Below are 22,222 nucleotides of genomic sequence, written 5' to 3'. Positions count from 1 at the left end.
AAGCGCGTCGCACGAATCACGTTTGATGCGATACGCTTTGGCGGCGCCGAGTTTAAGCGACCTGGATGATCTGGGTTATCTCAGCCACTTGCAGCGTATCGACGAATTCGACGATCTTGACCGGTTTCCCATCCCTGAAATGGATCTTGTCGACGAATTCCGTATGGAAGCTCACGCCCGATGGGATGTGCCTGACCTCGCCTTCGCGATGGGCGAAGACCATATGCTCATCCTCGTCCACATAAATGCCGGTTGTCTTGATCTTGGATAGATCCCAAACGGTGATGAGCTGCTCTATCACCTGGCGAAAGGCCGGCCCGTCGGATTCAGTCGAAAGAGGCGCCAACCGCGCATTTCCGGCCATCCGAAAGGTGCAATCCTCCCCGATCAGCGCCAGCGTGCCCTCGATATCGCCGCGGCCACGCACGGCATAGATATCCTCAACCAGCTTTTTCATGTCGTTCTTTGCAGTCATTTTCAGGTCCCTCCGCCCATCAGCAAATCTGCATCGAATTATACGTCAATGCAACTCTTTGTTGTTGCGGTTGATACCACTTCATAACGGAGAAGCCGCTTGAAAGTGAACTGCCCTGGAGACAGCAAAAGGCCCCGCACGATGGCGGGGCCTTGCAGAGTTCAGAACTGAGAAGCGATTATTCGGCGCTTTCGTCAGCTGCCTTCTTCTTCGGAGCAGCCTTCTTCTTCGGAGCGGCTTCTTCGCCTTCACCGGCGTCGGCAGCTTCGGCCTTGGCGGCAGCCTTCTTCTTCGGGGCGGCCTTCTTGGTCTCGGCTTTCGCTTCGCCTTCTTCCTCGGCGAGCAGTTCTTCCTTGGTCACCTTCTTGTCGGTGACGTCGATTTCGGTCAGCAGGTGATCGATGACCTTCTCTTCGAAGATCGGCGCGCGGATCGAAGCGGCCGCACCCGGCTGGCTGCGGAAGAATTCGAGGATCTGCTTTTCCTGGCCCGGATACTGGCGCAGCTGATCGTAGATGGCGCGCTGCATCTCGTCTTCGGTGACTTCGACGCCGGCCTTTTCGCCGATTTCGGAGAGAACGAGGCCGAGGCGGACGCGACGCTCGGCGAGCGTCTTGTATTCCTCACGTGCCTTCTCTTCGGTGGTGTCTTCGTCTTCGAAGGTCTTGCCGGACTGGGCGAGGTCGTTGTTCACCTGGTTCCAGATGCCGTTATATTCGGCATCGACCAGCGAGGCCGGGGTCTCGAACTTGTACATCTCGTCGAGCTGGTCGAGGATCTGACGCTTCAGCTTCTGGCGGGTCAGCGAGCCGTACTGCGATTCGATCTGGCCGCGGACGATTTCCTTCAGGCGATCGGCGGATTCGATGCCGAGCTTGGAGGCGAGTTCGTCGTTGATCTCGACCTTGCCAGGCGCTGCAACATCCTTGACCGATACGTCGAAGGTGGCTTCCTTGCCGGCGAGGTTCTTGGCCGGATAATCGGCCGGGAAGGTCACGGTGATGGTCTTCTCCTGGCCGGCCTTGACGCCGACGAGCTGGTCTTCGAAGCCCGGGATGAAGCGGCCGGAGCCGAGCACCAGTTCGGCGCCCTGGTCGGTGCCGCCTTCGAAGGCTTCGCCATCGACCTTACCGACATAATCCATGGTGATGCGGTCGCCGTCAGCGGCCTTGCCGGTCTTGGTCTCGTAAGCGCGGGCGCTTTCGGCAACCTTCAGGACCTGCTCGGTGACTTCGTCTTCGGCGATGTCGATGACTTCGCGGGTGACCTTGATGCCCTTGACCGACTTCAGTTCGATCGGCGGCAGCACTTCATAGGAGAGCGTGAATTCGAAATCCTGCTCGGCGGCGAGGATCTTGTCGGCTTCGTCCTTGTCCTCGGTCATGGCGATTTCCGGCTGCGTGGCCGACTTCTCGCCGCGGCTGGACAGGATGGCGGCCGGCTGCTCGCGGACGATCTCGTTGACGAGCTCGGCCATGATCGACTTGCCATAGACCTTCTTCAGGTGAGCAGCGGGTACCTTGCCCGGACGGAAGCCGTTGATGCGAACCTTGTCCTTCACATCGGCAAGACGCTGATCCATCTTGTCCTGCATGTCCTTGGCCGGGATAACGACCTTGATTTCGCGCTTCAGCCCTTCAGCGAGCGTTTCGATAACCTGCATGTCTTCCTACCTTCATGTCCTGGCGGCCGTGCCCAGACGCCGTTCGTTTCGATGAGCACGACGCCGGCAGCGTGCCGCGCGTGGCTTTTCCCAATTCCTGTATCATTCCGCCAAAAGGGGAACGGCACTCACTTCCGAGTATTCGGAACAACCTTCGTCATTCGGGGACAACTAAGTTCTTAGTCTCCCCCTGCAAACAGCCTGGTGCGGGTAGAGAGACTTGAACTCCCACGCCTTGCGGCACCAGAACCTAAATCTGGCGTGTCTACCAATTTCACCATACCCGCGTCCACAGAACCGCATGCCTATGCCTGCGCATGAGGCCTTCCGGAGCGCGGCGTCTCTATATCACCCGATTTGGTCGAGGCAAAGGAAAAATGAACGGCAAATGACAGGGGATTTGCGGCCCGCAAGCCGCCCTCTTGCGAGCAGCCGCCGCATCAGTAGAGCGGCTCGTCGTAAACCGGCTTGCCGTCGACGACCAGACTGCGAATCTGCGCGCTGCCGGCCGGCGAGACGCGCACGGCAATGGCGACATTGCCGTCGTTTCTGGCTTCCTCGATCGGCTTGCCCTGACCTTCGGGAACATAATAGCGCTCGATGCCGTATTCGACGCGGATGCTGTCGCCAGCGGCAAGTCCGCCACTGTAAAATGGCTGGCTGCGCAGGATCACGGTTTCCGGCAGCGGCGGCAGTTCGCGAAAGGACGATTCGATCACCGTCCAGAAACCATCGTCCTGCTTCTTCAACCGAACCCACAGCGTGCGCTCGCCGGGCTCTGCCGGAATACCGCCTGAGACCGTCTGCACCGGCACCGAGGAAATGTCATAGTTCATGACGACATAATCGCCGCGCAGGAAATCGCGCGGATCGACGGGCGCCGTTTTCAGCAATACCTCGGCGCCGTTGGCGAGGATCGATGCCCGGCTCTGGATGATCGTGCCGAGGATCACGGTCTGCAGGCCGGCGACGATGATTGCCGAAAGCAGATAGCCCTTGCCGGATTGCAGCCTTGCCATCAGCGAGTTCATGCGCTCTCCCCCTGTGCATCGGCCGAAAAGCGCCGTTCGAGCCGAATGACGATCCACGCAACCAGCGCGACGACGAGACCGGAGAAGAGAAAGAGGCTCGACGTGCCGAGGATCGAACCGACGGTCACGGAGGCGAGATAAAGCATCTCGGCGGCAAAGGTCGTATAAGCGAGATAACGTACCGCGCCGTTGTCCCTGCCATGCAGGGCGATCGCCAGCACCGAAGCCCCAAGCGTCGCCACCCCGAGCACCACCAGCCGCCAGCCGTCCTCGATCTCGATATGGAGCAGCAGGAAGCCGATGGCGGCGACGAGGAAGCTGTAGAAGGCCGGAGCCGCACCGGCGCTCCTGACCAGGGAGGCAACAGGCCGGGTCGGCAACGCCGTCAGGACGAAGGCCGCCATGCCGCCGAGCGCGAAGGCCAGCGCCACGGCGATCTCCTCATAAAGCGTATAGAGCCAGGCAAGCCAGCCGATCAGCAGCAGATAGGAGAGATGGCGGGCCCGCTCGGCGCCGGTATATCGCACCAGGGCAATGACGATCGCCGCCATGACGGGCGCCATCCAGGGATCGAGCCCGATCCAATGGCTGTCGTAATTCTCGAGATAGACGGCAAAGGACGCCCAGGAGAGGAAGCCGGCGACCACGGCCACCGCGCCCGAACGGAACAGGATCGCCGAGATGGTCGCGATGGCGAACCAGAGATACATCACCGTCTGCTCGTCGCCGGAGAGATGATACATCTGCCCGACCAGCGAGATGGCGCCGCCGAAACTCATCGCGCCGATGATCAGCAGGCCGCTTGCCACTGCGGCCGCACCGCGGGCCAGCATCCGGGCGGCGGCGATGTGCACCACCCAGATCAGGGCCAGGATGGCGCCGACGCGCACGAGGCGCGGGATGGCCTCCCAGTTGGAGGCGACGACCAGCAGGATGGCCGCTGCCAGCAGCAGCCCCGCCAGCGCCATCAGCACCCTGCCGAGACTGAAGCTTGCCGGGCGGCTGTCATATTCGGCGAGAAGCGCAGTTGCCGTTTCCTGCCCCAGCAGGCCCTTGCCCACCCAGAGCGAAAGATCCCGCTCCAATCTGCCGCGATACATGCTCCACCCCTCGTTTCCGCAATGCCTACTGCGGCGCTGCGGCCCATCCGTTATAGACGCAGCATGGGGCTTCGCAAACGCCCTTCCGACAAAATACAACTTCCTCACTGGTCTAACTTGTATCGCGCATTAACCGGCCGCTAACGCCGGAAGCGTTAATCTAAGCATATGGACGGAGAGGTATGCGCCACTTGCACACCACTCATGAAATTATTGCACTGCAAAATATTCATTAGTCATACTATTTAAAGAGACATCAAGCACGGGGATGGCGCCCCGGCCCGGGTTCTGCCGGACGCCCTCGGACCTCTTTGTCCGTGACGATATTCGTAGCCGCGCACTCCTCCTCCCAGCGCGCTATGATAGGCTGGCAACACTCCTCCTCCCAGTTGCCAGTCACCATAATGCGCCCGCCGGATCCTCCCCCGGCGGGCGTTTTTATTGTTCAAAAACGCAATTAAAACATGAGCGACCCCAGGATTTCCGTTGCGTGGCGCGTCGTGCGGCTCAGCCGTCACACCGCCCCGCCGACACTGCGGACAAATAGGCGGGTTTAATCCGAAGCGAAATGCCTCGAGAAAAGCCGTTGCACGGGAAAACCGCCGGAGTAAGCAGCATTTTTAGCAAAAGGCACGTGTTCGGCGCGCCAAACCAGATCGCTTTTCTCGGAGTCATTCTGCCTATTCATTGACCAAAAAACGGCAAGTCTGCGTTAAGCACCCCCGAAGCGTTGCATACATCGCATAGGTGATCTGAAAACTTGGCTGTTTTAGTCTTTCGCGCCGCAACATATATTCCGGTCATCAAATAGAGGTCAGCGCCGATCGGTGGCTGCTGGCGGATGAAACCCTCGGAAAGGGGCTTAACATGAACTTCTCTCGCTCTTTCAATAATTGGCGCAAGTATCGTCAGACGGTCACTGAACTTGGCCGCATGAGCAACCGCGAATTGCATGATCTCGGCATCGACCGTTCGGACATCCATCGCGTTGCCCGTGAGGCTTCTGCCCGCTAATTCCAGGCGATCCGCTGCTCCTCCCAAGCAGGATCGCTCTCGGTCGAAACGCCCGCTGTTCCCACAGCGGGCGTTTTCTTTTGCCCGCATGCCCCGGCGGTTGCATGTTTATTGCGGGTCGTTGGCCCGCTCAAAAAATATTCACCGCTTAATTGGCGGGCATCACATTGCACAATTGCATGGCAGACGCCAATTATTTGCACTGCACAATAAGACGGTTCTCGCCTATATAAACATCAACCGCAGAGAGATAGGCGATCCCGCCATCCAGCGGACATTTGTTTGAGGAAAAGACAATGAACCCGATCCGCATTGCAAAAAGCTGGCTCAGCTACCGCCGTACGCTCAACGAACTCGGCGGCCTTTCGAACCAGACCCTGTCCGATATCGGCGTCAGCCGTTACGACATCCGCAATATCGCATCCCGCTCTTTCCGCTAATAGCCGGCCGTCGATGACGGCCCGCTAACGGCGAGCGCGATGCTCTCAAGACGGCGCCGTAGGGCGCCGTTTTTGATTCCGGGGTGTTGGATCGCACCTGCCGACATGATATCAGCCCGGGATGAACACGATCTCTTCCTATTCCCCCATCCACGTCGTCGGCGGCGGGCTTGCCGGCTCGGAGGCCGCCTGGCAGATCGCCAGTTCCGGCGTCCCCGTCATCCTGCATGAAATGCGCGGGGTGCGCGGCACGGATGCACATAAAACCGACGGCCTTGCCGAACTGGTCTGCTCCAACTCCTTCCGCTCCGACGATGCGACCAGCAATGCCGTCGGCGTCATCCATGCCGAGATGCGCATGGCCGGCTCGCTGATCATGGCCACTGCCGATCGGCACCAGGTCCCGGCCGGTGGCGCGCTCGCCGTCGATCGCGACGGCTTCTCCGACGCGGTCACCAAGGCAATCCATGACCACCCGCTCATCACGGTCGTGCGCGAGGAAATTACCGGCCTGCCGCCTGCTGACTGGGATCTTGCCATCGTCGCCACCGGGCCGCTGACGGCGCCGTCGCTCGCAAGCGCCATCCAGGCGGAAACCGGCAAGGATTCGCTCGCCTTCTTCGACGCGATCGCGCCGATCGTTTACCGCGAAAGCATCGATATGGATATCTGCTGGTATCAGTCGCGCTACGACAAGGTCGGCCCCGGCGGCACCGGGAAGGACTATATCAATTGCCCGATGGACGAGGCGCAGTACAATGCCTTCGTCGATGCGCTGATTTCGGGTGACGCGGTCGGTTTCAAGGAATGGGAGGGCACGCCTTATTTTGACGGCTGCCTGCCGATCGAGGTCATGGCCGAACGCGGCCGCGAGACGCTGCGGCACGGGCCGATGAAGCCGATGGGGCTGACCAACGCGCATAACCCGACGGTCAAGGCCTATGCCGTCGTGCAGCTGCGCCAGGACAATGCGCTCGGCACGCTCTACAACATGGTCGGCTTCCAGACGAAGCTGAAATATGGCGCGCAGGCGGAAATCTTCCGGATGATCCCGGGGCTGGAGAATGCGGAATTTGCCCGTCTCGGCGGCCTGCACCGCAACACATATATCAACTCCCCCACCCTGCTCGACCCGTCGCTGACACTGAAATCGCGGCCCGGCCTGCGTTTTGCCGGCCAGATCACCGGTTGCGAGGGTTATGTGGAAAGCGCCAGCGTCGGGCTGATGGCCGGCCGTTTCGCCGCCGCCGAACGCAAGGGAGAAGCGATCTCGCTGCCGCCGGCGACAACGGCGCTGGGCGCGCTGCTCGGTCATATCACCGGCGGGCATATCGTCACCGACGAGGAGCCGGGCAAACGCTCGTTCCAGCCGATGAACATCAATTTCGGGCTGTTTCCGGAGCTCCAGCCCGGTTCGATCGTCAAGCCCGAGGGCGTCAAGCGTTTCCGCGGCAAGGACAAGACGATCATGAAACGACAGCTGATCGCGAAGCGCGCCCTTGCAGACTGCGCCGCCTGGCTCGGCCAGACTTCGCCATTTGCCGAAAGCGCCTGATCGGTCGCTTCTGATCTACTGCTTGTTCGCCGCCGCAATAGTGCCCGACGGCAGGTCCTTATCCGGCTCGGCAACGTAGTTGCCGAGCAACCAGAGCGCGACCTCCGAGGACTCCTTGGCGGAAGCGAATTCGAAATCGCCGTTGTGATGGGGCGCATCGAGGAAATCGATCACCAGGCCCCTGCCCGTTTGCGAGCTGACGACGCGCACGCGGCCCGGCTCGATCAGATGGCAGGCGAAGTGGCGCGACATGTTCCGCATGAAGCCGGCCTTGTTGTCGTGCAGGCGCACAAAAATGGCTTGGCCGTTCTCAGTCGCCTGCAACTGGCGGATCGCCTCGTTCGGAAAGGCACGGCCGAACTCGATGATGGCGAGGCCGGTGTCATGCAGGCCGTCTTCCTTGTTTTGCGCGGCCATGCGCGTTGCCACGAAGGCAAAGAAGATGACGATGGCGAAAAGAACGCACCAGACGATAATGCCCACGCCGAGTCTCCGATCAAAGCAGTAGCGGTTCAAGCCTTGTAACGCGTGAGACTTGCGCGAGTTTGACCGGTCGTCAGATTTTTCTGCGGACGGCCGAGAGCGCCATGCTGAGCTGGCGGCGCCATTGCGGCGGCTGCAGCGGCCGGTCGAACAGGAGCGCGCCATGCTTCTGCGCCTTGACGAGCACCGGTTGCGCCAGGGTCGCCGGCAGGAAGGCTGGAAAAACCGCCGACGCGATCGGGCCTGCCCCTCTCGCCCTTGCCAGATGTTCACGGCCGAGGCCGGCGAAGGCCTCGATGGCGGCTGAGATGCGCGGCCTGTCCTCACCGGCCAGGAAGGTATCGCGGTCAAGACCGGTGGCGGTAAGGATCTGCAGCGGAATATAGACCTGGCCGCGGCGGCGATGCAGCGGCATCAGCAGCAACAGGCCGGCGACCGCCTGGGCCACTCCGGCATGACCGGCCGCGTTCGCCGATCTTGCAGCCTCTTCAGGCGACAGCACGAGGCTTGCAAGCTGGATCAGCGCCGATGCCGTCTCGCCGGCATAACCTTCGAGCGAAAGACGCGTTTCCATCGGATCGTCATAGAGATCGAAGGTGCGGGCCTCGATCATGTCGATCAACGTCTGGCGCGGCAGGCGGTGCGTTTCGATCGCCGTCAAAAGCGCTGCAGCGACCGGGTTGGCCGCCGTCGATCCATGGGCGCTGCCTTCCAGCAGGTCGCGCCAGTATTGCAGCCGCACCTCGCCGGGCAACGGTTCGTGCACAAGATCACGGATGCGGGCAAGCTCGGCATTGAAGGCGTATAGGGCTGCAAGCGCGCCGCGCTTTTCCTCCGGCGACAGCAGGCAGGCAAGGTAGCGGTCGCGATCGTTGTCACGCAGCATCGCCAGGCAGATCTCCTGGTTCGTCGCCGTCTTCGCTTCACTCATCGTCAGACCGCGATCAGTGCCGCGGCGACGGCGCGCTGCTCGGCAAGCATGATATTGAAGGTGCGTACCGCTGCACCTGTGCTCATCGGATCAGAGGCGATGCCGCGCGATTTCAGCGCCTGCTTCAATTCCTCCGGCAGCCGGCGAAGCTCGGGTCCGGTGCCGACAAGCAGAACCTCGATATCATCAGCCTCTTCAAGCACGCGACGGAAATTTTCGGGCGATAGCGGTTTCGACATATCCATGTCCCAGCCGTGAATGCCGGAGGGAAGGCAAAGGATCGAGCCGCGATGCGACATGTCGGCAAAGCGGAAACCGCCATTGCCGTAAGTATCGATCGGCGCGCGCCCGGGGAAATGGGCGGCGCGGATTTCTATGCCTTTTGCCATGTTTTCAAACCACCGTGCCGGATTTTACACCAGCATCCGTTTTGTTGCTCTCTTCCCCGTCGGGGCTCTCCGGCCGCAGCCGGAAGACGATCAGCACAGGAGCGGCGATATAGATCGAAGAGAAGGTGCCGAGGGCGACGCCGAAGAGCATCGTAAAGGTGAAGGAGCGGATAACCTCGCCCCCGAAAATATAGAGCGCGAACAAGGCGAGCAACGTTGTCGCCGCGGTCAGGATGGTGCGCGACAGCGTCTGGTTGATCGAGGCATCGATCAGGATGGGCAGCGGCATCTTCCGGTATCGCTTCAGATTCTCGCGCATCCGGTCATAGACCACCACCGTGTCGTTCAGGGAATAACCGACAACGGTCAGCACGACGGCGACGCTCGTCAGGTTGAATTCCATGCCGGTGAGGACGAAGAGGCCGAGCAGAATGACGACGTCGTGCAGCGTCGCGACGATGGCGCCGACCGCAAACTGCCATTCGAAACGGATCCAGATGTAGATCAGGATCGCCGCCAGAGCAGCCAGCACGCCGAGCGTTGCCATCATCGTCAATTCGCCGGAGATGGCGGGACCGACGACCTCGACGCGGCGAAAATCATAATCCCCTTCAAGTTCGCCCCGCACCAACGTCGCCGCCGACTGCTCGGCATTCTCGCCGCCGCCCTGGGAGGCGATGCGGATGCGGGCATTCGACGGTCCGCCGGCGCGCTCGACGCCGACCTCGCCGAGGTTGAGATCGTTGAGGCGGGATTGAATATCGGCGAGGTCGGCATTGCCCTGTTTCGCCGTCACCTCGATGAGCGAGCCGCCGGTGAAATCGATGCCGAGACGCAGGCCGGCGGTGGCAAAGGCCGCCATGGCGATCAGCGAGATGATCGCCGACGCGGTAAAGACGTAACGGCGGATCCCCATGAAACGGATGTTGGCGTGTTCGAATAGATGGGTCAGAACGCTCTTCGGCAGATGCCGGGGATGGCGCCCTTCCAGCCAGACGGCAACGATCGAGCGCGTCAACGTGAACGCCGTGAAGACGGTTGTCAGGATACCGACCGCCAGTGTCACCGCGAAACCGCGGATGGATTCGCTGCCGAGGAAAAAGAGGATGATGGCGGCGATGAAGATCGTCACATTTGCATCGACGATCGTTGCGAAGGCGCGCGAGAAACCGCGGTCGACGGCCTCCGTAAAGGAATGGGCGGTTTTCTCCTCCTCACGGATGCGCTCGTAGATCAGCACGTTCGAGTCGACCGCCATGCCGACGATGAGCACGATGCCGGCAATCCCGGGCAAGGTGAGCGTCGCGCCGGCAAGGCTGAGCACCGCGACGATGAAGATCAGGTTGAAGACGAGCGAGACGACGGCGATGACACCGAGAATGCGGTAAAGTGCGATCATCAGTGCGGCGACCAGCACGACGGCGACGAGACCGGCAATGAGGCCGGAGAAGATGGAGTCGGCGCCGAATCTCGGGCTGACGCTACGTTCCTCGACACTCGTCAGCGTCGCCGGCAAGGCGCCGGCGCGAAGCATGATCGCAAGGTCGCGAACGCCGTCTTCGGAGAAATTCGCCGAAATCGTGCCCTCGCCGCCGGTGATCGCCGCATCGATAACCGGTGACGACATCACCTGGTCGTCGAAGACGATGGCGAGGTGCTTGCCGATATTCTGCCCCGTCACCTCAGCCAGCCGCCGCGTGCCTTCGGCATCGAGACGGTAGGCAATCGAGCGATCCTGAGTCTGCGGATCGACGACAGGCTCGATATCGACCATGTTGCTGCCGGCGACGAAAGCCGTGCGGTCGACGAGATAGGGCACCGGCGGATCGTCAAGCGAATAGAGCACTTGCGATGTCGCCGGCCAGCGGCCGTTCAACGCCTCCTGCCCCGACATGCTTGGGTCGATCAGGTGAAAGGAAAGCTTGGCCGGCTGGTTCAGCAGGCTCTTCAGCCGCTCAGCATCGACCGATCCCAGCACCTGGACGACGATCCGGTCAACGCCGTCGGGGCGAACGAGAAAATTCTGATTACCGAATCCGGCGATGCGGCGGCTGACGATATCGAGCGACCGGGTCCGGGCGGCGGCGACATCGGCGGTGATGCCGGCGTCGGAAATCTGCAGCGATAGCTGCCCCTCTTCGCCCTGCTGCAGCGCGACACCGGGTTCGGAGCGGCCGCCGGCCGCCGTCAAAGGCTTCAGAAGATCGACCGCCTTCTGGGTTTCAGCCGGATCGGTGATGCGGACGGTGACTGTCTGGTCGTTGCCGGTCAGCCCGGTATAGCGGATACCGGCGCCGCGCAGCGCGTTGCGCACATTGGCGACCGCCTCTTCCAGGCGGTCCTTGACGATATCGAAACGTTCGACCTTCAGGACGATGTGCGAGCCGCCCTGCAGATCGAGACCGAGCGTCACGCGGTCGTGCCGGAGCCAGTCCGGCAGAGAGGAACGCTGCGCCTCGCTCAGCAGATTGGGCGCAGCGATGACGATGGCCGCAAACGCGGCCAGCCAGATCAGAAGTGTTTTCCAGCGGGAAAAATGCAACATTCTCTCGACGATCTTCCGATCCGGCGGCTGAGTTATCGATTGTTACGCTGCGTCGGCCTTGACGGGTTCACCCTTGACGCGCACATCCGAAATACCGCTGCGGACGATGCGCACACGAACGCCATCGGCGATTTCGACTTCGACTTCCTTGTCGTCGATGACCTTGGTGACCTTGCCGACAAGACCGCCACCGGTGACGACCTGATCGCCGCGGCGGATCGCCTTCAGGGTTTCCTCGCGCTTCTTGGCCTGTGCGCGCTGGGGACGGATCAGCAGGAAGTACCAGACGACCATCAGCGGCACGAACAGGATGATCATTTCGAAACCGGAGCCGCCGAAACCGGTTGCCGTATCGGTCGCACTCTGGGCGAATGCCGGGGTGATGAACATGCTAAACTCCTCAGGCTTGGCGGCGGAACTCCGCCTGTTTTTTCAGGTTGCCGGACTATAGTTGCCGCTTCGATGAATGCAACAGAAACAGCCGGAAACAGTACCGATTCCGCTGCCTCATAACCTTTCCGCCGTCAAAACGCCATGCTACCCCGCATCGAAAGATAAAGCGGATTGCCGCAGCAAGAAATCAGGAGCCGCGATGACCGAGGAAATCAACACCGCCCTGCTTGCCGAACTGAAACGGCTTGCAAATGCCGTCGAGCGCCTTGCCGGGCCGGCGCCTGCCGTCAACGATTGGGATGCCGCCGACTGTTTTGTCTGGGCGCCGTCGCGTCAGCATCTGCAGCCTGTGGCCAAGCCGAACCGGGTGGCATTGAAGCTCATCCGCGGCGTCGACCATGTGCGCGATATCCTGCACGAGAATACGGTGCGGTTCGCCGAGGGTTATGCCGCCAACAATGTGCTGCTCTGGGGCGCGCGCGGCATGGGAAAATCCTCGCTCGTCAAAGCCGTGCACGAGGATGTCAGGCGTGAAAGCGGCGTCGCGCTGAAGCTCGTCGAAGTGCATCGCGAGGATATCGCCAGCCTCCCTACCCTGCTCGACCTGCTGAAGGACACGCCGTACCGCGTTATCGTCTTCTGCGACGATCTTTCCTTCGATCACGACGACACCGCCTATAAGTCGCTGAAGGCGGCGCTCGACGGCGGCGTCGAAGGGCGGCCGGACAATGTGCTTTTCTACGCCACCTCGAACCGGCGCCATCTGCTGCCGCGCCACATGATGGAAAACGAGCAGTCGACGGCGATCAATCCGTCGGAGGCCGTCGAGGAGAAGGTTTCGCTTTCCGATCGTTTCGGCCTCTGGCTCGGCTTCCACAAATGCAGCCAGGAAGATTATCTCGGCATGATCGACGGCTATGCCGATCATTTCAAGCTCGGGCTTGACCGCGCCAAGATGCATGCCGAGGCGCTGGAATGGGCCACGACGCGCGGCGCGCGCTCCGGCCGCGTCGCCTGGCAGTATATCCAGGATCTGGCCGGACGCATGCGCGTTCACATCGACCGCGGTTAAAATACAAAAGCCCGGCGGGCGGCCGGGCTTTTGCGCTTCCTGGGACGCTGTACCTATTCCAGGAAAGTCATCGGGTTGACCGGAGATGCGTCCTTGCGCACCTCGAAATGGACCTGCGGCTGCTTGACGTCGCCGCTCATGCCGGAGACGGCGACGGTCTGGCCGCGCTGGATCTTCTGACCACGGGCGACGCTCAGCGTATCGGCATTGCCGTAGACGGTGACGGTGCCGTCGTCGTGACGGACGAGAACCGTGTTGCCGAGTTCCTTCAGGCCGTTGCCGGCATAGATGACGACGCCGTTTTCGGCGGCCTTGATCGGCGTTCCCTGCGGCACCGAGATGTCGATGCCGTCATTGCGGTTGCCGTTGACGTTGGCACCGTATGAAGCGATGACCTGACCGCGGACCGGCCAGCGATACTTGCCGATGCCGGTCGATTCCGGTGCGGCGGAGCTGACGTCGGACTTCTTCTCGACATCGTCGACCGTCTGGGTGGCGACCGGCGCCTTGTAGGGTGCGGGTTCAACGGAGGCCGCCTGCTGGACGGGCGCCGTCTGCGCCGGCTTCGGGTCGGCCTTCTCGGTCGAGATCGAGGCGGTCTTGATATTGTCGGCGGTGCCGTTCGGGATCTTCAACGCCTGACCGATCCGGACCGAGCTGGCCGACAGATTGTTGGCGGCCTTGAGATCGTCGATCTTGGTGCCGGTCGCCTTGGCGATCTTTGCCAGCGAATCGCCTTGCTTGACGACATAGGTGCCTGCAGGCGCTTTCGGATCCTTACCGGCGCCGGCCGGAAGCTTGCCGGCGGCATCGGCGCTCGCCACGGTCTTGTCGCGGGCGGAATTGGCGCCGGGAACGACGGCGACGTTCTGCTCAGGCGCCTTCACCGGCTCCGGCATCTTGCCGGGCTTGGAGAGGTCGGCCGCCTGCGACGCCGCCTTGGCGGCATTGCCGCCATTGAAGGTCGGGATCAGGATTGCCTGGCCGGGCGTGGCGGCGGAAGCCGTCTTCAGGTTGTTGACCCGCAGGATTTCCTTTTCCGGAACACCGAAGCGCCTGGACAGCGTGGCGATGCTTTCACCCGGACGCAGCGTCACGGAAGGGGCATTGGTCCCGGACCAGCCGGAAACCTTCGGCGTCGTGCTCGTCGTCAAAGGATCGGGCGCCAGCTTCGGCGCAGTCGGTGCCACCAGCCGGTTTTTTTGCGCCTGGGGGGCCGAAGGGAAAGGCTGGGCGAGAGCGACTTCCTTTTCCCGCTGCCGGGATGGTGCCGCCGCCGTCGGAGCCGAAAGTTCCGAACGCTGCACCGCAACCGGCGCGGAGGCCATACGGGCACTGGACGTGCGGACCGGATCGTAACTCGGGCTAGACGGATAAGGCTGGTTCAGCGCGCCATTGCCGCCACCATAGCCAGACTGGCTGGCAACGGCGGAGCCGCCGAGATCGGCGCGCGGCACCGGATCACCCTGAACACCGCCCCTGCGCGGAATCGAGCTCGTGGTGATCTGATCCTGCCCTGAGGAGGAAAACAAGCCGCCAAACCGTGTCACATCGGAACTGCAGCCCGTTGCGGCACTTGCCAGCAGGCCCACAACCAGAAGATTACCGGCCGACTTCCCGAACTTCGGCGAAAGACTGAAACGCATTGACTCGACCCACTGAGAACGCAACCATTTGTGAGTCTATTAAAACGCGTTAGTATTACCACGCAGTTAAGATGCTGGAATCAGTGCGATATTTTTGAGAAGTTGATAACCATAGCTTACGGGTGAAAAATCGCAGCGCCTACAGCAGCGAGGCAAGGCGCGGAACGATCGGCAGATAAGGGGCTTCGAACAGTTCCTCGCGCTCGAAACGGCTGCCGGTTTTCGTCAGCCGCACCATGCGGCATTCGTTCTCGGAGATCATCAGCGGCGCGATCATCGAGCCGCCGGAAACCAACTGGTCGGTATAAAAGCGCGGCATCGCGTTGAAGGCAGCCGTCACCAGGATGCGATCGAATGTGCCCTCTCCCTGCATGCCGGCGCTGCCGTCGGCATGGCGGATGATGACGTTGCGCAGGCCAAGTGATTCCATGCGCCGCTGCGCGGCCGATGTCAGCGTCTTATAGCGGTCGACGGACAGAACCCGCTCGGCCATGCGGCCCATGACCGCGGCGGTAAAGCCGCTGCCGGTGCCGATTTCCAGGACGCGCTGCCCGGGTTTGAGCTTCAGGTGATGCAGCATGCGGACGACAAAATCGACGCCTTCGAGAAAGGAGCCGCATTCAATCGGGATCGTCCGGCTCGAATAGGCGTCATCGGAATATTGCGGCGGCACGAAGAGCGAACGCTGCGTCTGCTCGACCGCCGTCAGCAGATCGAGATCGGAGATGCCTTCGGCACGCAATCTGAGGACGAGCGCGGCAAAGCCCTCCTTCTCGGCCAGTCTTGCCGTCAAACCTGTGCTCCGTATCCCAGGGCCCGCGCCACGCGGTCCGTTACGGAATAATCGGTCAGATCCAGTTTCAAAGGCGTTACCGAAATCTTGTTATGCTTCAAGGCGTGAATATCGGTGCCTTCGATGAAGGCGCCGGCGCGTTCTCCGAATTTCAGCCAATAATAGGGAAAGCCCCGGCCATCGGAGCGGGCATCGACCTGCAGGTTGAAGGCGAGCTTGCCCTGCATGGTCACCTCGGCGCCGTCGACCTCGCCGGGACGGCAGTTCGGGAAATTGAGATTGAGGAACGTGCCCTCCGGCAGATCCAGAACCATCAGCTTTTCCAGAAGAGCCGGCGCATGCGCCTCGCAGACCTCCCAGGGCACGATGCGCGCGCCGTCCTCGTAGAGATAGGCCTGGCTCAGCGCGAAGGAGCGCACACCCTGCATCGTGCCCTCGATGGCGCCGGCGATCGTACCGGAATAGGTCACGTCATCTGCGACGTTCGAACCCGAATTGACGCCGGAGAGGACGAGATCAGGCTTGATGTCCATCACCTGCCGGATGCCCATGATGACGCAATCGGTCGGCGTGCCGCGCAGGGCGAAATGCTTGTCGGAAATCTTGCGCAGCCGCAGAGGCTCGGACAGGCTCAGCGAATGGGCAAGGCCGCTCTGGTCGGTCTCGGGCGCCACGATCCAGACGTCGTCGGACAGTGTGCGGGCGATCCGTTCCAGCGCGGCCAAGCCTTCGGCATGAATGCCGTCGTCATTCGTAAGCAGGATGCGCATCGCCTCAGGCCGCCCGTTCGATCTTGGTCAATCCGCCCATATAAGGCAGCAAAACGTCCGGAATCGTGACGGAACCGTCCTCGTTCAGATAATTTTCAAGCACGGCGATCAGGCAGCGGCCGACGGCGGTGCCGGAGCCGTTCAGCGTGTGGACGAATTTATTGTTTTTGTCGTCCTTGCCGCGATAGCGCGCATTCATCCGGCGGCCTTGGAAATCGCCGCAGACCGAGCAGGAGGAGATTTCGCGGAAGGTATTCTGTCCCGGCAGCCAGACTTCGAGATCGTAGGTCTTGCGCGAGCCGAAGCCCATATCGCCGGTGCAAAGCGTCATGGTGCGGAAATGCAGGCCGAGCCGTTTCAGCACTTCTTCGGCGCAGGCGGTCATTCTTTCATGCTCGGCAATGGCGCTCTCGGCATCGGTGATCGACACGAGTTCGCATTTCCAGAACTGGTGCTGACGCAGCATGCCGCGGGTGTCGCGACCGGCCGAGCCCGCTTCCGAACGGAAGGACGGCGTCAGGGCGGTGAAGCGGAGCGGCAGCTTTTCCTGGTCAAGGATTTCCTCGCGCACCAGATTGGTCAGCGTCACCTCGGCCGTCGGGATGAGCCAGCGGCCGTCGGTCGTCCTGAACAAATCTTCTGCGAATTTCGGCAGCTGATTGGTGCCGAACAGCGCCTCGTCGCGAACCATTAGCGGTGAGCTGACTTCGGTATAACCGTGCTCGCGGGTGTGGAGATCGATCATGAACTGGCCGAGTGCGCGCTCGAGCCTGGCGAGCGGCCCGGTCAGCACCGTGAAGCGCGAACCGGAGAGCTTGGCGGCGCGCTCGAAATCCATATAACCGAGCGCCTCGCCGATTTCGAAGTGCTCCTTCGGCGTGTGGTTCCAGCGCGGCTTTTCGCCGACGGTGCGGGTGACGACATTGTCATGCTCGTCCTTGCCGACCGGGACATCGTCGAAAGGTATGTTCGGGATGCGCGAGAGCGCGTCGTTGAGCTCGGCCGTCAGCTGCCGATCCTCTTCCTCGATCGTCGGCAGCAGCGCTTTCAGCTCGGCGACCTCGGCCTTCAGCTTCTCGGCGAGGTCGCCGTTCTTCTGGGACAGCGCCGCGCCGATCTCCTTGGAGGCGAGATTGCGGCGGGACAGCAGGTCCTGCGCGTTCTGCACGGCAGAGCGGCGCTTTTCATCGAGGGCAACGATATTTTGTGCCAGGGGCTCCGCACCGCGCTTGGCAAGGGCGGCATCGAGCGCTTCGGGATTCTCACGGATCCATTTGATATCGAGCATCGTCGTTCCAGGTCGTTGCAACTGAAGTGACCCGGCCAAAGCCTGACCGGGCTTCGACCGGATAAGACGGCGTTCCTGAAAGGATTTCCGGATTGCCGCTCAGACGCTGTCCGTCTTGGCAACGTCCGCGGATTCGGTGTCCTTTTCGACCGCCTGCCGGGCACGCTGGCGCTCCACGAGTCGCGCCGCATGGATGGAAATCTCGTAGAGAAGGATCGTCGGTATCGCAAGGCCGATCTGGGACATCGGATCCGGCGGCGTCAGCACCGCGGCGACGACGAAAGCAAGCACGATGGCGAACTTGCGCTTTTCGGCGAGCCATTGCGATGTCAGCAGGCCGACACGGGCAAGCAGCGTGGTGATGACGGGCAGCTGGAAGACGAGACCGAAGGAGAAGACCAGCGTCATGATCAGGCTCAGATATTCCGAGACCTTCGGCATCAGCGAGATCGCCACCTCGTCATGACCCGGCGCCTGCTGCATCGACAGGAAGAACCACATGACCATTGGCGTGAAGAAGAAGTAGACGAGCGCCGCGCCCATCAGGAACAGGACCGGCGAAGCAATCAGGAACGGCAGGAAGGCCTGGCGCTCGTTTTTGTAGAGACCGGGCGCGACGAACTTGTAGACCTGGGCGGCAATGATCGGGAAAGCGACCACCAGGCCGCCGAACATCGCCACCTTGACCTGCGTGAAGAAGAATTCCTGCGGCGCGGTATAAATCAGCTGCGCCTTCTCGACGTCGAGATGCGCCCACTCCACGGCCGTCTTGTAGGGAATGACCAGATAGTTGAAGAGATGCTTGGCAAAAAAGAAGCATGCGATGAAGGCGACGAAAAACGCGCCGATCGACCAGATCAGCCGCGTGCGCAGCTCCATCAGGTGCTCGATCAGCGGCTGCGGCTTGTCTTCGATATCACCGCTCATGCCTCGTCCTTCTTGTTCTTCTGCACGGACGCTTTCGGTGCTGCGGGCTTTCTGGCAGCCGTCGTGCGCTTCGGCTTTTCCGCAGTCGCGCTTTCCACGGGCGCGGCGATGGCAAAGGCGGCCTTATCTGCGGCCTTGGCGCGCGGCTTGCGCGCCGCTTTCGGCTTGGCGGCAACCGCATCGGCCGTAGCGACGGCTGCAGCAACGGGTTCCGGCGTCGGCGCGGGCGCCGGTACCAGCGGCGGCGTTTCCGGCAGGCTCATTGACGGCGTCGGGGCAGAAACCGCAGCCGGCGGCACTTCGGTCTTGTTCTCGGGCGCAGCAGCCTTCTGCAGGTCGGCCTTGATCTCGTTGCCCATCTGGCGAAGCGGGTTCATCGCCTCGCGCAGGCTGTTGACCGGATTGAGCTTCTGGGCGTCACTCAGCGTCTGGCGGACATCATCAAGCTCGGCCTCGCGCAACGCTTCGTCGAACTGCGCCCGGAATTCACCCGCCACCTTGCGGGCGCGCTGCGTCATCTTGCCGAAAGCGCGCAGCATCGGCGGCAAATCCTTGGGACCGACAACCACGATCAGGACGACCGCGATGACCAAAAGCTCGGTCCAGCCAATATCGAACATGCAAGGCTCCTGGACGGGAAGCGCGGGGGCTGCGCTTTTTCCCGCACTTGGTTACTTCGTTTCGTCGGCCTTGTGATCGACGGTCTTGGCCGTATCCGGCGCGTCTTCGTCCGTCATGCCCTTCTTGAAGCTTTTGATGCCCTTGGCGACATCGCCCATCAGTTCCGGGATCTTGCCGCGACCGAACAACAACAGCACGATGACCAGAACGATCAACCAGTGCCACATGCTAAAAGAACCCATCATTTGCGCTTACTCCCTTTATTCGATGTTCCCATGATGTAAGGATTTCCGACATCGTTTCCAACATCAAGCCCTTCGAACTGCGCTTAATGTCACGGTATCGCCCCGTGTGACAAGCCACAGCCCCCGGAAAAATCATGAGCACCATTGTTTTCGTCATGCGTGGCGAAAGCAAGACGAAGCCCTTCAATCTTCGGAGGTAGAACGCGGGGCGAGCAACCCAAGTTCTTCGAGATCCATCTGGGTAATGGGGTCTTCGTCCTCGCTCAGCTCGTCGTTCATCAATGGCGAGGGAATATTGAAATTCGCTGGAATGCGGCCCGAGAGCAGGCCCGCGCCCTTCAATTCTTCGAGACCGGGCAGATCGCGCAATTCCTCGAGGCCGAAATGGTCGAGAAAGTCGCGCGTGGTGCTTAATGTCACCGGCCGGCCAGGCGTGCGGCGGCGACCGCGAAACCGCACCCAGCCCGCTTCCATCAGCACGTCAAGCGTGCCGCGCGAGGTCTGCACGCCGCGGATATCCTCGATCTCGGCGCGCGTCACCGGCTGGTGATAGGCGATGATCGCCAGCACTTCCAATGCGGCGCGCGAAAGTTTCTTCACCTCGTTGTCGTCGCGACGGATGACGAAGGAGAGATCGGAGGAGGTGCGGAAAGCCCAGGCGCCCTCGATCTGTACGAGGTTGACGCCCCGCGGCGCATAGTGCGCTTTCAGGCGCTGCATGATGGCGCGCACGTCAGTATTCTCAGCTAGACGCTCAGCCAGGAAGCTCTCGGAGACCGGCTGCGAGGAGGCGAAGACCAGCGCTTCGGCGATGCGTTCCGCCTCGATCTCCGCCTGCAGGTCGCGGCTCCTGCCTTCGAAATCGTCATCGAAATCCTCTTCGCTCTGCGGATCGATCAAACCGGCTGCTCCTGCTCCACCACCTGCAGCGTGGCGTGTTTGGGTCCGCGACGCATATATATCGGCTGAAAGGCGCCGTCCTGGCGGATTTCCAGCTTGCCCTCGCGCACCAGCTCCAGCGAGGCGGCGAAGGCGCTGGCGATCGCTGTGACGCGTTCCTCGGGCGTCGCGAGATAACGCAGCAGATAATGCTCCATCGCGGTCCAGTCGCCGACCTCGCCGATCATCTGGGTCAGCAATTCACGCGCATCGGTCAGCGACCAGACGCTGCGTCTCTCGATGGTCACCTGGGTAACGGCGTTGCGCTGGCGCAGCGCCGCGTAGGCGGTCAAAAGATCGTAGAGGCTTGCCGCATAGGCGGATTGCTGCCGGTCGGGAATATGCTCGGGCGCGCCGCGCACGAATATGTCGCGGCCGAGGCGGTTGCGGTTGACGAGGCCCTCCGCCGCCTGGCGCATGGCTTCGAGGCGTTTCAGCCGGAAGGCGAGCGTTGCCGCCATCTCCTCGCCCGAAGGACCGTCATCCTTGATCTGCTGGGGTATCAGCAGCCGCGACTTGAGATAGGCAAGCCAGGCCGCCATGACGAGATAATCGGCGGCAAGCTCGATGCGGATACGCCGGGCGCTCTCGACGAACTGCAGATACTGCTCGGCGAGCGCCAGCACCGAAATGCGCGACAGGTCGACCTTCTGATTGCGGGCGAGATAGAGCAACAGGTCGAGCGGGCCTTCGAAGCCGGCGACGTCGATCACCAGCGCCGGCTCGTGGCTGGCGCGCTCGGCGCCGTTATCCTGCCACAGCTTGTCCATCGGCGTTGCCGCCTGCGGACGCTCCGTGCCTTTGACCGTACTCACCACCCTGCTCCTCTGCGATCACACCATCGCAAACATCGCCTCGAATTCCGCCCGCAACTCCGCCTCATCGGCGGCATCCGGAGCGCCAAAACCTGCTTCCACCGCTTTGGCGCGGGCAAGCGACGCGCCGCGGAGCGGCGGAACATTTGCCACGACATCCAGCATCTCGTCCATATGGCCATTGCAATGCAGCACGATATCGCATCCGCCTGCAATGATATTCGCCGCACGTTCGCCGATCGTGCCGGAAAGAGCATTCATCGAACTGTCGTCGGAAAGCAGCAGACCGTTAAAGCCGATATGCTTGCGGATAATGCCCTCGGTCACCGTGCGCGAGGTCGTCGCCGGATTGTCCCGGTCGATGGCGGTGAAGACGACGTGGCAGGTCATCGCCATCAGCTCGTCCTTCATCGCGATAAAGGGCGGGAAATCGTGAGCCTCAAGCTCCTCGCGCGAGACGGTGACGACAGGCAGTTCCAGATGCGAATCGGCAAAGCCGCGGCCGTGGCCGGGCATATGTTTCATCACCGGCAGCAGGCCGCCGGCTTTCAGCCCTTCGGCAGCCGCTCGGCCCATGGCGATGACGGTCTCAGGATCGCCGCCATAGGCGCGGTCGCCGATGACGTTGCTGCTGCCTTCGACCGGCACGTCGAGCACCGGCAGACAATCGACATCGATGCCGAGGCGTGAAAGATCGAAGGCATGCAGCCGCGACATCGCCCAGGCGGCGCGCAGGCCGAGCGCCGGGTCGTGGCGATAGAGATCGCCGAGCGCCTGGCCGGAAGGATAACGTGCGAGAATCGGCGGACGGATGCGCTGAACGCGGCCGCCCTCCTGGTCGATCAGCACCGGCGCATGCCAGCCGACGCTGTCGCGCAGTTCGGCGACGAGATCGGCGATCTGCCCTGCTTCGGAGATGTTGCGCCCGAAGAGGATGAAGCCCCAGGGCCGTTCGCCCCGGTAGAAGGCCTTCTCTTCGGATGTGAGGGCAAGGCCGCTGCAGCCTAGGATCATCGCTTTTGATTCGGTCATGTGAGAATCATAGACCGCGCCCGGCCAAATGCGAGCAAGCTCGGGCGCGATGCAC

The 22,222-nt window shown here is 61.8% G+C and carries 23 protein-coding genes, 1 tRNA gene and 1 pseudogene; 4 read left to right on the top strand and 21 right to left on the bottom strand.

From position 1 onward, the window contains the following. Positions 1 to 52 precede the first annotated feature (52 nt). The 6 genes and pseudogenes from ATY75_RS08055 to ATY75_RS35535 all read right to left on the bottom strand — a co-directional run bounded on the left by ATY75_RS08055 (position 53) and on the right by ATY75_RS35535 (position 4,672). Positions 53 to 475, bottom strand: coding sequence for a nuclear transport factor 2 family protein (locus tag ATY75_RS08055; RefSeq protein ID WP_088937118.1), 423 nt, complete (start codon positions 473 to 475; stop codon positions 53 to 55). Positions 476 to 653: 178 nt separating this feature from the next. Beyond that, entirely contained in the window at positions 654 to 2,138 is a 1,485-nt protein-coding gene (gene tig / locus ATY75_RS08050) for a trigger factor (RefSeq protein WP_088937117.1), read from the bottom strand. Between the two features lie 202 nt (positions 2,139 to 2,340). Beyond that, positions 2,341 to 2,425: transfer RNA gene (locus ATY75_RS08045), tRNA-Leu, on the bottom strand. A gap of 153 nt (positions 2,426 to 2,578) precedes the next feature. Then, the gene (locus tag ATY75_RS08040; protein WP_088937116.1) at positions 2,579 to 3,169 is read right to left on the bottom strand and encodes a GDYXXLXY domain-containing protein; all 591 of its coding nucleotides are present in this window, start codon (positions 3,167 to 3,169) and stop codon (positions 2,579 to 2,581) included. Continuing rightward, positions 3,166 to 4,269 (bottom strand): DUF2157 domain-containing protein, encoded by a 1,104-nt coding sequence (locus ATY75_RS08035; RefSeq protein ID WP_088937115.1) that lies wholly within the window; start codon positions 4,267 to 4,269, stop codon positions 3,166 to 3,168. Before ATY75_RS08035 ends, ATY75_RS08040 begins: the two co-directional genes overlap by 4 nt. A gap of 210 nt (positions 4,270 to 4,479) precedes the next feature. Further along, positions 4,480 to 4,672 (bottom strand): annotated as a pseudogene (locus tag ATY75_RS35535) (hypothetical protein). A gap of 464 nt (positions 4,673 to 5,136) precedes the next feature. Here ATY75_RS35535 and ATY75_RS08025 point away from each other — a divergent pair. The 3 genes from ATY75_RS08025 (at position 5,137) to trmFO (ending at position 7,278) form a co-directional block, all read left to right on the top strand. After that, a complete protein-coding gene (locus ATY75_RS08025; RefSeq protein ID WP_003586937.1) occupies positions 5,137 to 5,283 on the top strand; it encodes a DUF1127 domain-containing protein in 147 nt (48 codons plus the stop codon). Positions 5,284 to 5,579: 296 nt separating this feature from the next. Continuing rightward, the gene (locus ATY75_RS08020) at positions 5,580 to 5,723 is read left to right on the top strand and encodes a DUF1127 domain-containing protein (RefSeq protein WP_003573524.1); all 144 of its coding nucleotides are present in this window, start codon (positions 5,580 to 5,582) and stop codon (positions 5,721 to 5,723) included. 121 nt (positions 5,724 to 5,844) lie between these two features. After that, on the top strand, positions 5,845 to 7,278 hold the full coding sequence (gene trmFO, locus ATY75_RS08015) for a methylenetetrahydrofolate--tRNA-(uracil(54)-C(5))-methyltransferase (FADH(2)-oxidizing) TrmFO (RefSeq protein WP_088937114.1): 1,434 nt from the start codon (positions 5,845 to 5,847) through the stop codon (positions 7,276 to 7,278). 15 nt (positions 7,279 to 7,293) lie between these two features. Here trmFO and ATY75_RS08010 read toward each other — a convergent pair whose 3' ends face one another. From ATY75_RS08010 to yajC, 5 genes are all read right to left on the bottom strand, one after another. Beyond that, the gene (locus ATY75_RS08010) at positions 7,294 to 7,761 is read right to left on the bottom strand and encodes a hypothetical protein (RefSeq protein WP_088937113.1); all 468 of its coding nucleotides are present in this window, start codon (positions 7,759 to 7,761) and stop codon (positions 7,294 to 7,296) included. A gap of 73 nt (positions 7,762 to 7,834) precedes the next feature. After that, positions 7,835 to 8,692 (bottom strand): phytoene/squalene synthase family protein, encoded by an 858-nt coding sequence (locus ATY75_RS08005; protein WP_088937112.1) that lies wholly within the window; start codon positions 8,690 to 8,692, stop codon positions 7,835 to 7,837. Positions 8,693 to 8,694: 2 nt separating this feature from the next. Next, positions 8,695 to 9,081 (bottom strand): Mth938-like domain-containing protein, encoded by a 387-nt coding sequence (locus tag ATY75_RS08000; protein ID WP_088937111.1) that lies wholly within the window; start codon positions 9,079 to 9,081, stop codon positions 8,695 to 8,697. Positions 9,082 to 9,085: 4 nt separating this feature from the next. Next, positions 9,086 to 11,626, bottom strand: a complete 2,541-nt coding sequence (secDF, locus tag ATY75_RS07995) for a protein translocase subunit SecDF (RefSeq protein WP_088937110.1) — start codon at positions 11,624 to 11,626, stop codon at positions 9,086 to 9,088. A gap of 42 nt (positions 11,627 to 11,668) precedes the next feature. Next, a complete protein-coding gene (gene yajC, locus ATY75_RS07990; RefSeq protein WP_003573534.1) occupies positions 11,669 to 12,016 on the bottom strand; it encodes a preprotein translocase subunit YajC in 348 nt (115 codons plus the stop codon). A gap of 202 nt (positions 12,017 to 12,218) precedes the next feature. On the opposite strand from yajC, the gene ATY75_RS07985 reads away from it, so the two are divergent. After that, positions 12,219 to 13,091 (top strand): ATP-binding protein, encoded by an 873-nt coding sequence (locus ATY75_RS07985; protein WP_088937109.1) that lies wholly within the window; start codon positions 12,219 to 12,221, stop codon positions 13,089 to 13,091. A 53-nt stretch (positions 13,092 to 13,144) separates the two neighbouring features. Here the strand turns inward: ATY75_RS07985 and ATY75_RS07980 are convergent, their stop codons facing one another. The 10 genes from ATY75_RS07980 to nagZ form a co-directional block, all read right to left on the bottom strand. Then, positions 13,145 to 14,737, bottom strand: coding sequence for a peptidoglycan DD-metalloendopeptidase family protein (locus ATY75_RS07980; RefSeq protein WP_088937108.1), 1,593 nt, complete (start codon positions 14,735 to 14,737; stop codon positions 13,145 to 13,147). Between the two features lie 139 nt (positions 14,738 to 14,876). Beyond that, the gene (locus tag ATY75_RS07975; protein ID WP_088937107.1) at positions 14,877 to 15,530 is read right to left on the bottom strand and encodes a protein-L-isoaspartate(D-aspartate) O-methyltransferase; all 654 of its coding nucleotides are present in this window, start codon (positions 15,528 to 15,530) and stop codon (positions 14,877 to 14,879) included. Beyond that, positions 15,527 to 16,300: a 5'/3'-nucleotidase SurE gene (gene surE, locus ATY75_RS07970; RefSeq protein WP_003578888.1), complete on the bottom strand. Its 774-nt coding sequence runs from the start codon at positions 16,298 to 16,300 to the stop codon at positions 15,527 to 15,529. Before surE ends, ATY75_RS07975 begins: the two co-directional genes overlap by 4 nt. A gap of 4 nt (positions 16,301 to 16,304) precedes the next feature. Next, entirely contained in the window at positions 16,305 to 17,588 is a 1,284-nt protein-coding gene (serS, locus tag ATY75_RS07965) for a serine--tRNA ligase (protein ID WP_088937106.1), read from the bottom strand. 99 nt (positions 17,589 to 17,687) lie between these two features. Next, positions 17,688 to 18,515, bottom strand: coding sequence for a twin-arginine translocase subunit TatC (gene tatC, locus ATY75_RS07960; protein ID WP_088937105.1), 828 nt, complete (start codon positions 18,513 to 18,515; stop codon positions 17,688 to 17,690). After that, positions 18,512 to 19,135: a Sec-independent protein translocase protein TatB gene (gene tatB / locus ATY75_RS07955; protein ID WP_088937104.1), complete on the bottom strand. Its 624-nt coding sequence runs from the start codon at positions 19,133 to 19,135 to the stop codon at positions 18,512 to 18,514. Before tatB ends, tatC begins: the two co-directional genes overlap by 4 nt. A 51-nt stretch (positions 19,136 to 19,186) precedes the next feature. Beyond that, entirely contained in the window at positions 19,187 to 19,378 is a 192-nt protein-coding gene (locus ATY75_RS07950) for a twin-arginine translocase TatA/TatE family subunit (protein ID WP_003538990.1), read from the bottom strand. Positions 19,379 to 19,564: 186 nt separating this feature from the next. After that, on the bottom strand, positions 19,565 to 20,281 hold the full coding sequence (scpB, locus tag ATY75_RS07945) for an SMC-Scp complex subunit ScpB (protein ID WP_088937103.1): 717 nt from the start codon (positions 20,279 to 20,281) through the stop codon (positions 19,565 to 19,567). Beyond that, positions 20,278 to 21,135 carry a ScpA family protein gene (locus tag ATY75_RS07940; protein ID WP_064838228.1) on the bottom strand — a complete coding sequence of 286 codons (858 nt, stop codon included), beginning with the start codon at positions 21,133 to 21,135 and terminating at the stop codon, positions 20,278 to 20,280. Before ATY75_RS07940 ends, scpB begins: the two co-directional genes overlap by 4 nt. Before the next feature lie 18 nt (positions 21,136 to 21,153). Next, positions 21,154 to 22,167 (bottom strand): beta-N-acetylhexosaminidase, encoded by a 1,014-nt coding sequence (nagZ, locus tag ATY75_RS07935; RefSeq protein ID WP_088937150.1) that lies wholly within the window; start codon positions 22,165 to 22,167, stop codon positions 21,154 to 21,156. Positions 22,168 to 22,222: the final 55 nt, after the last annotated feature.

Source organism: Rhizobium sp. N122 (genome assembly GCF_002211295.1).
Lineage (GTDB): Bacteria > Pseudomonadota > Alphaproteobacteria > Rhizobiales > Rhizobiaceae > Rhizobium.
The sequence above is the reverse complement of the archived record's forward strand: the minus strand, read 5'-3'. Positions and strand labels throughout refer to the sequence as shown.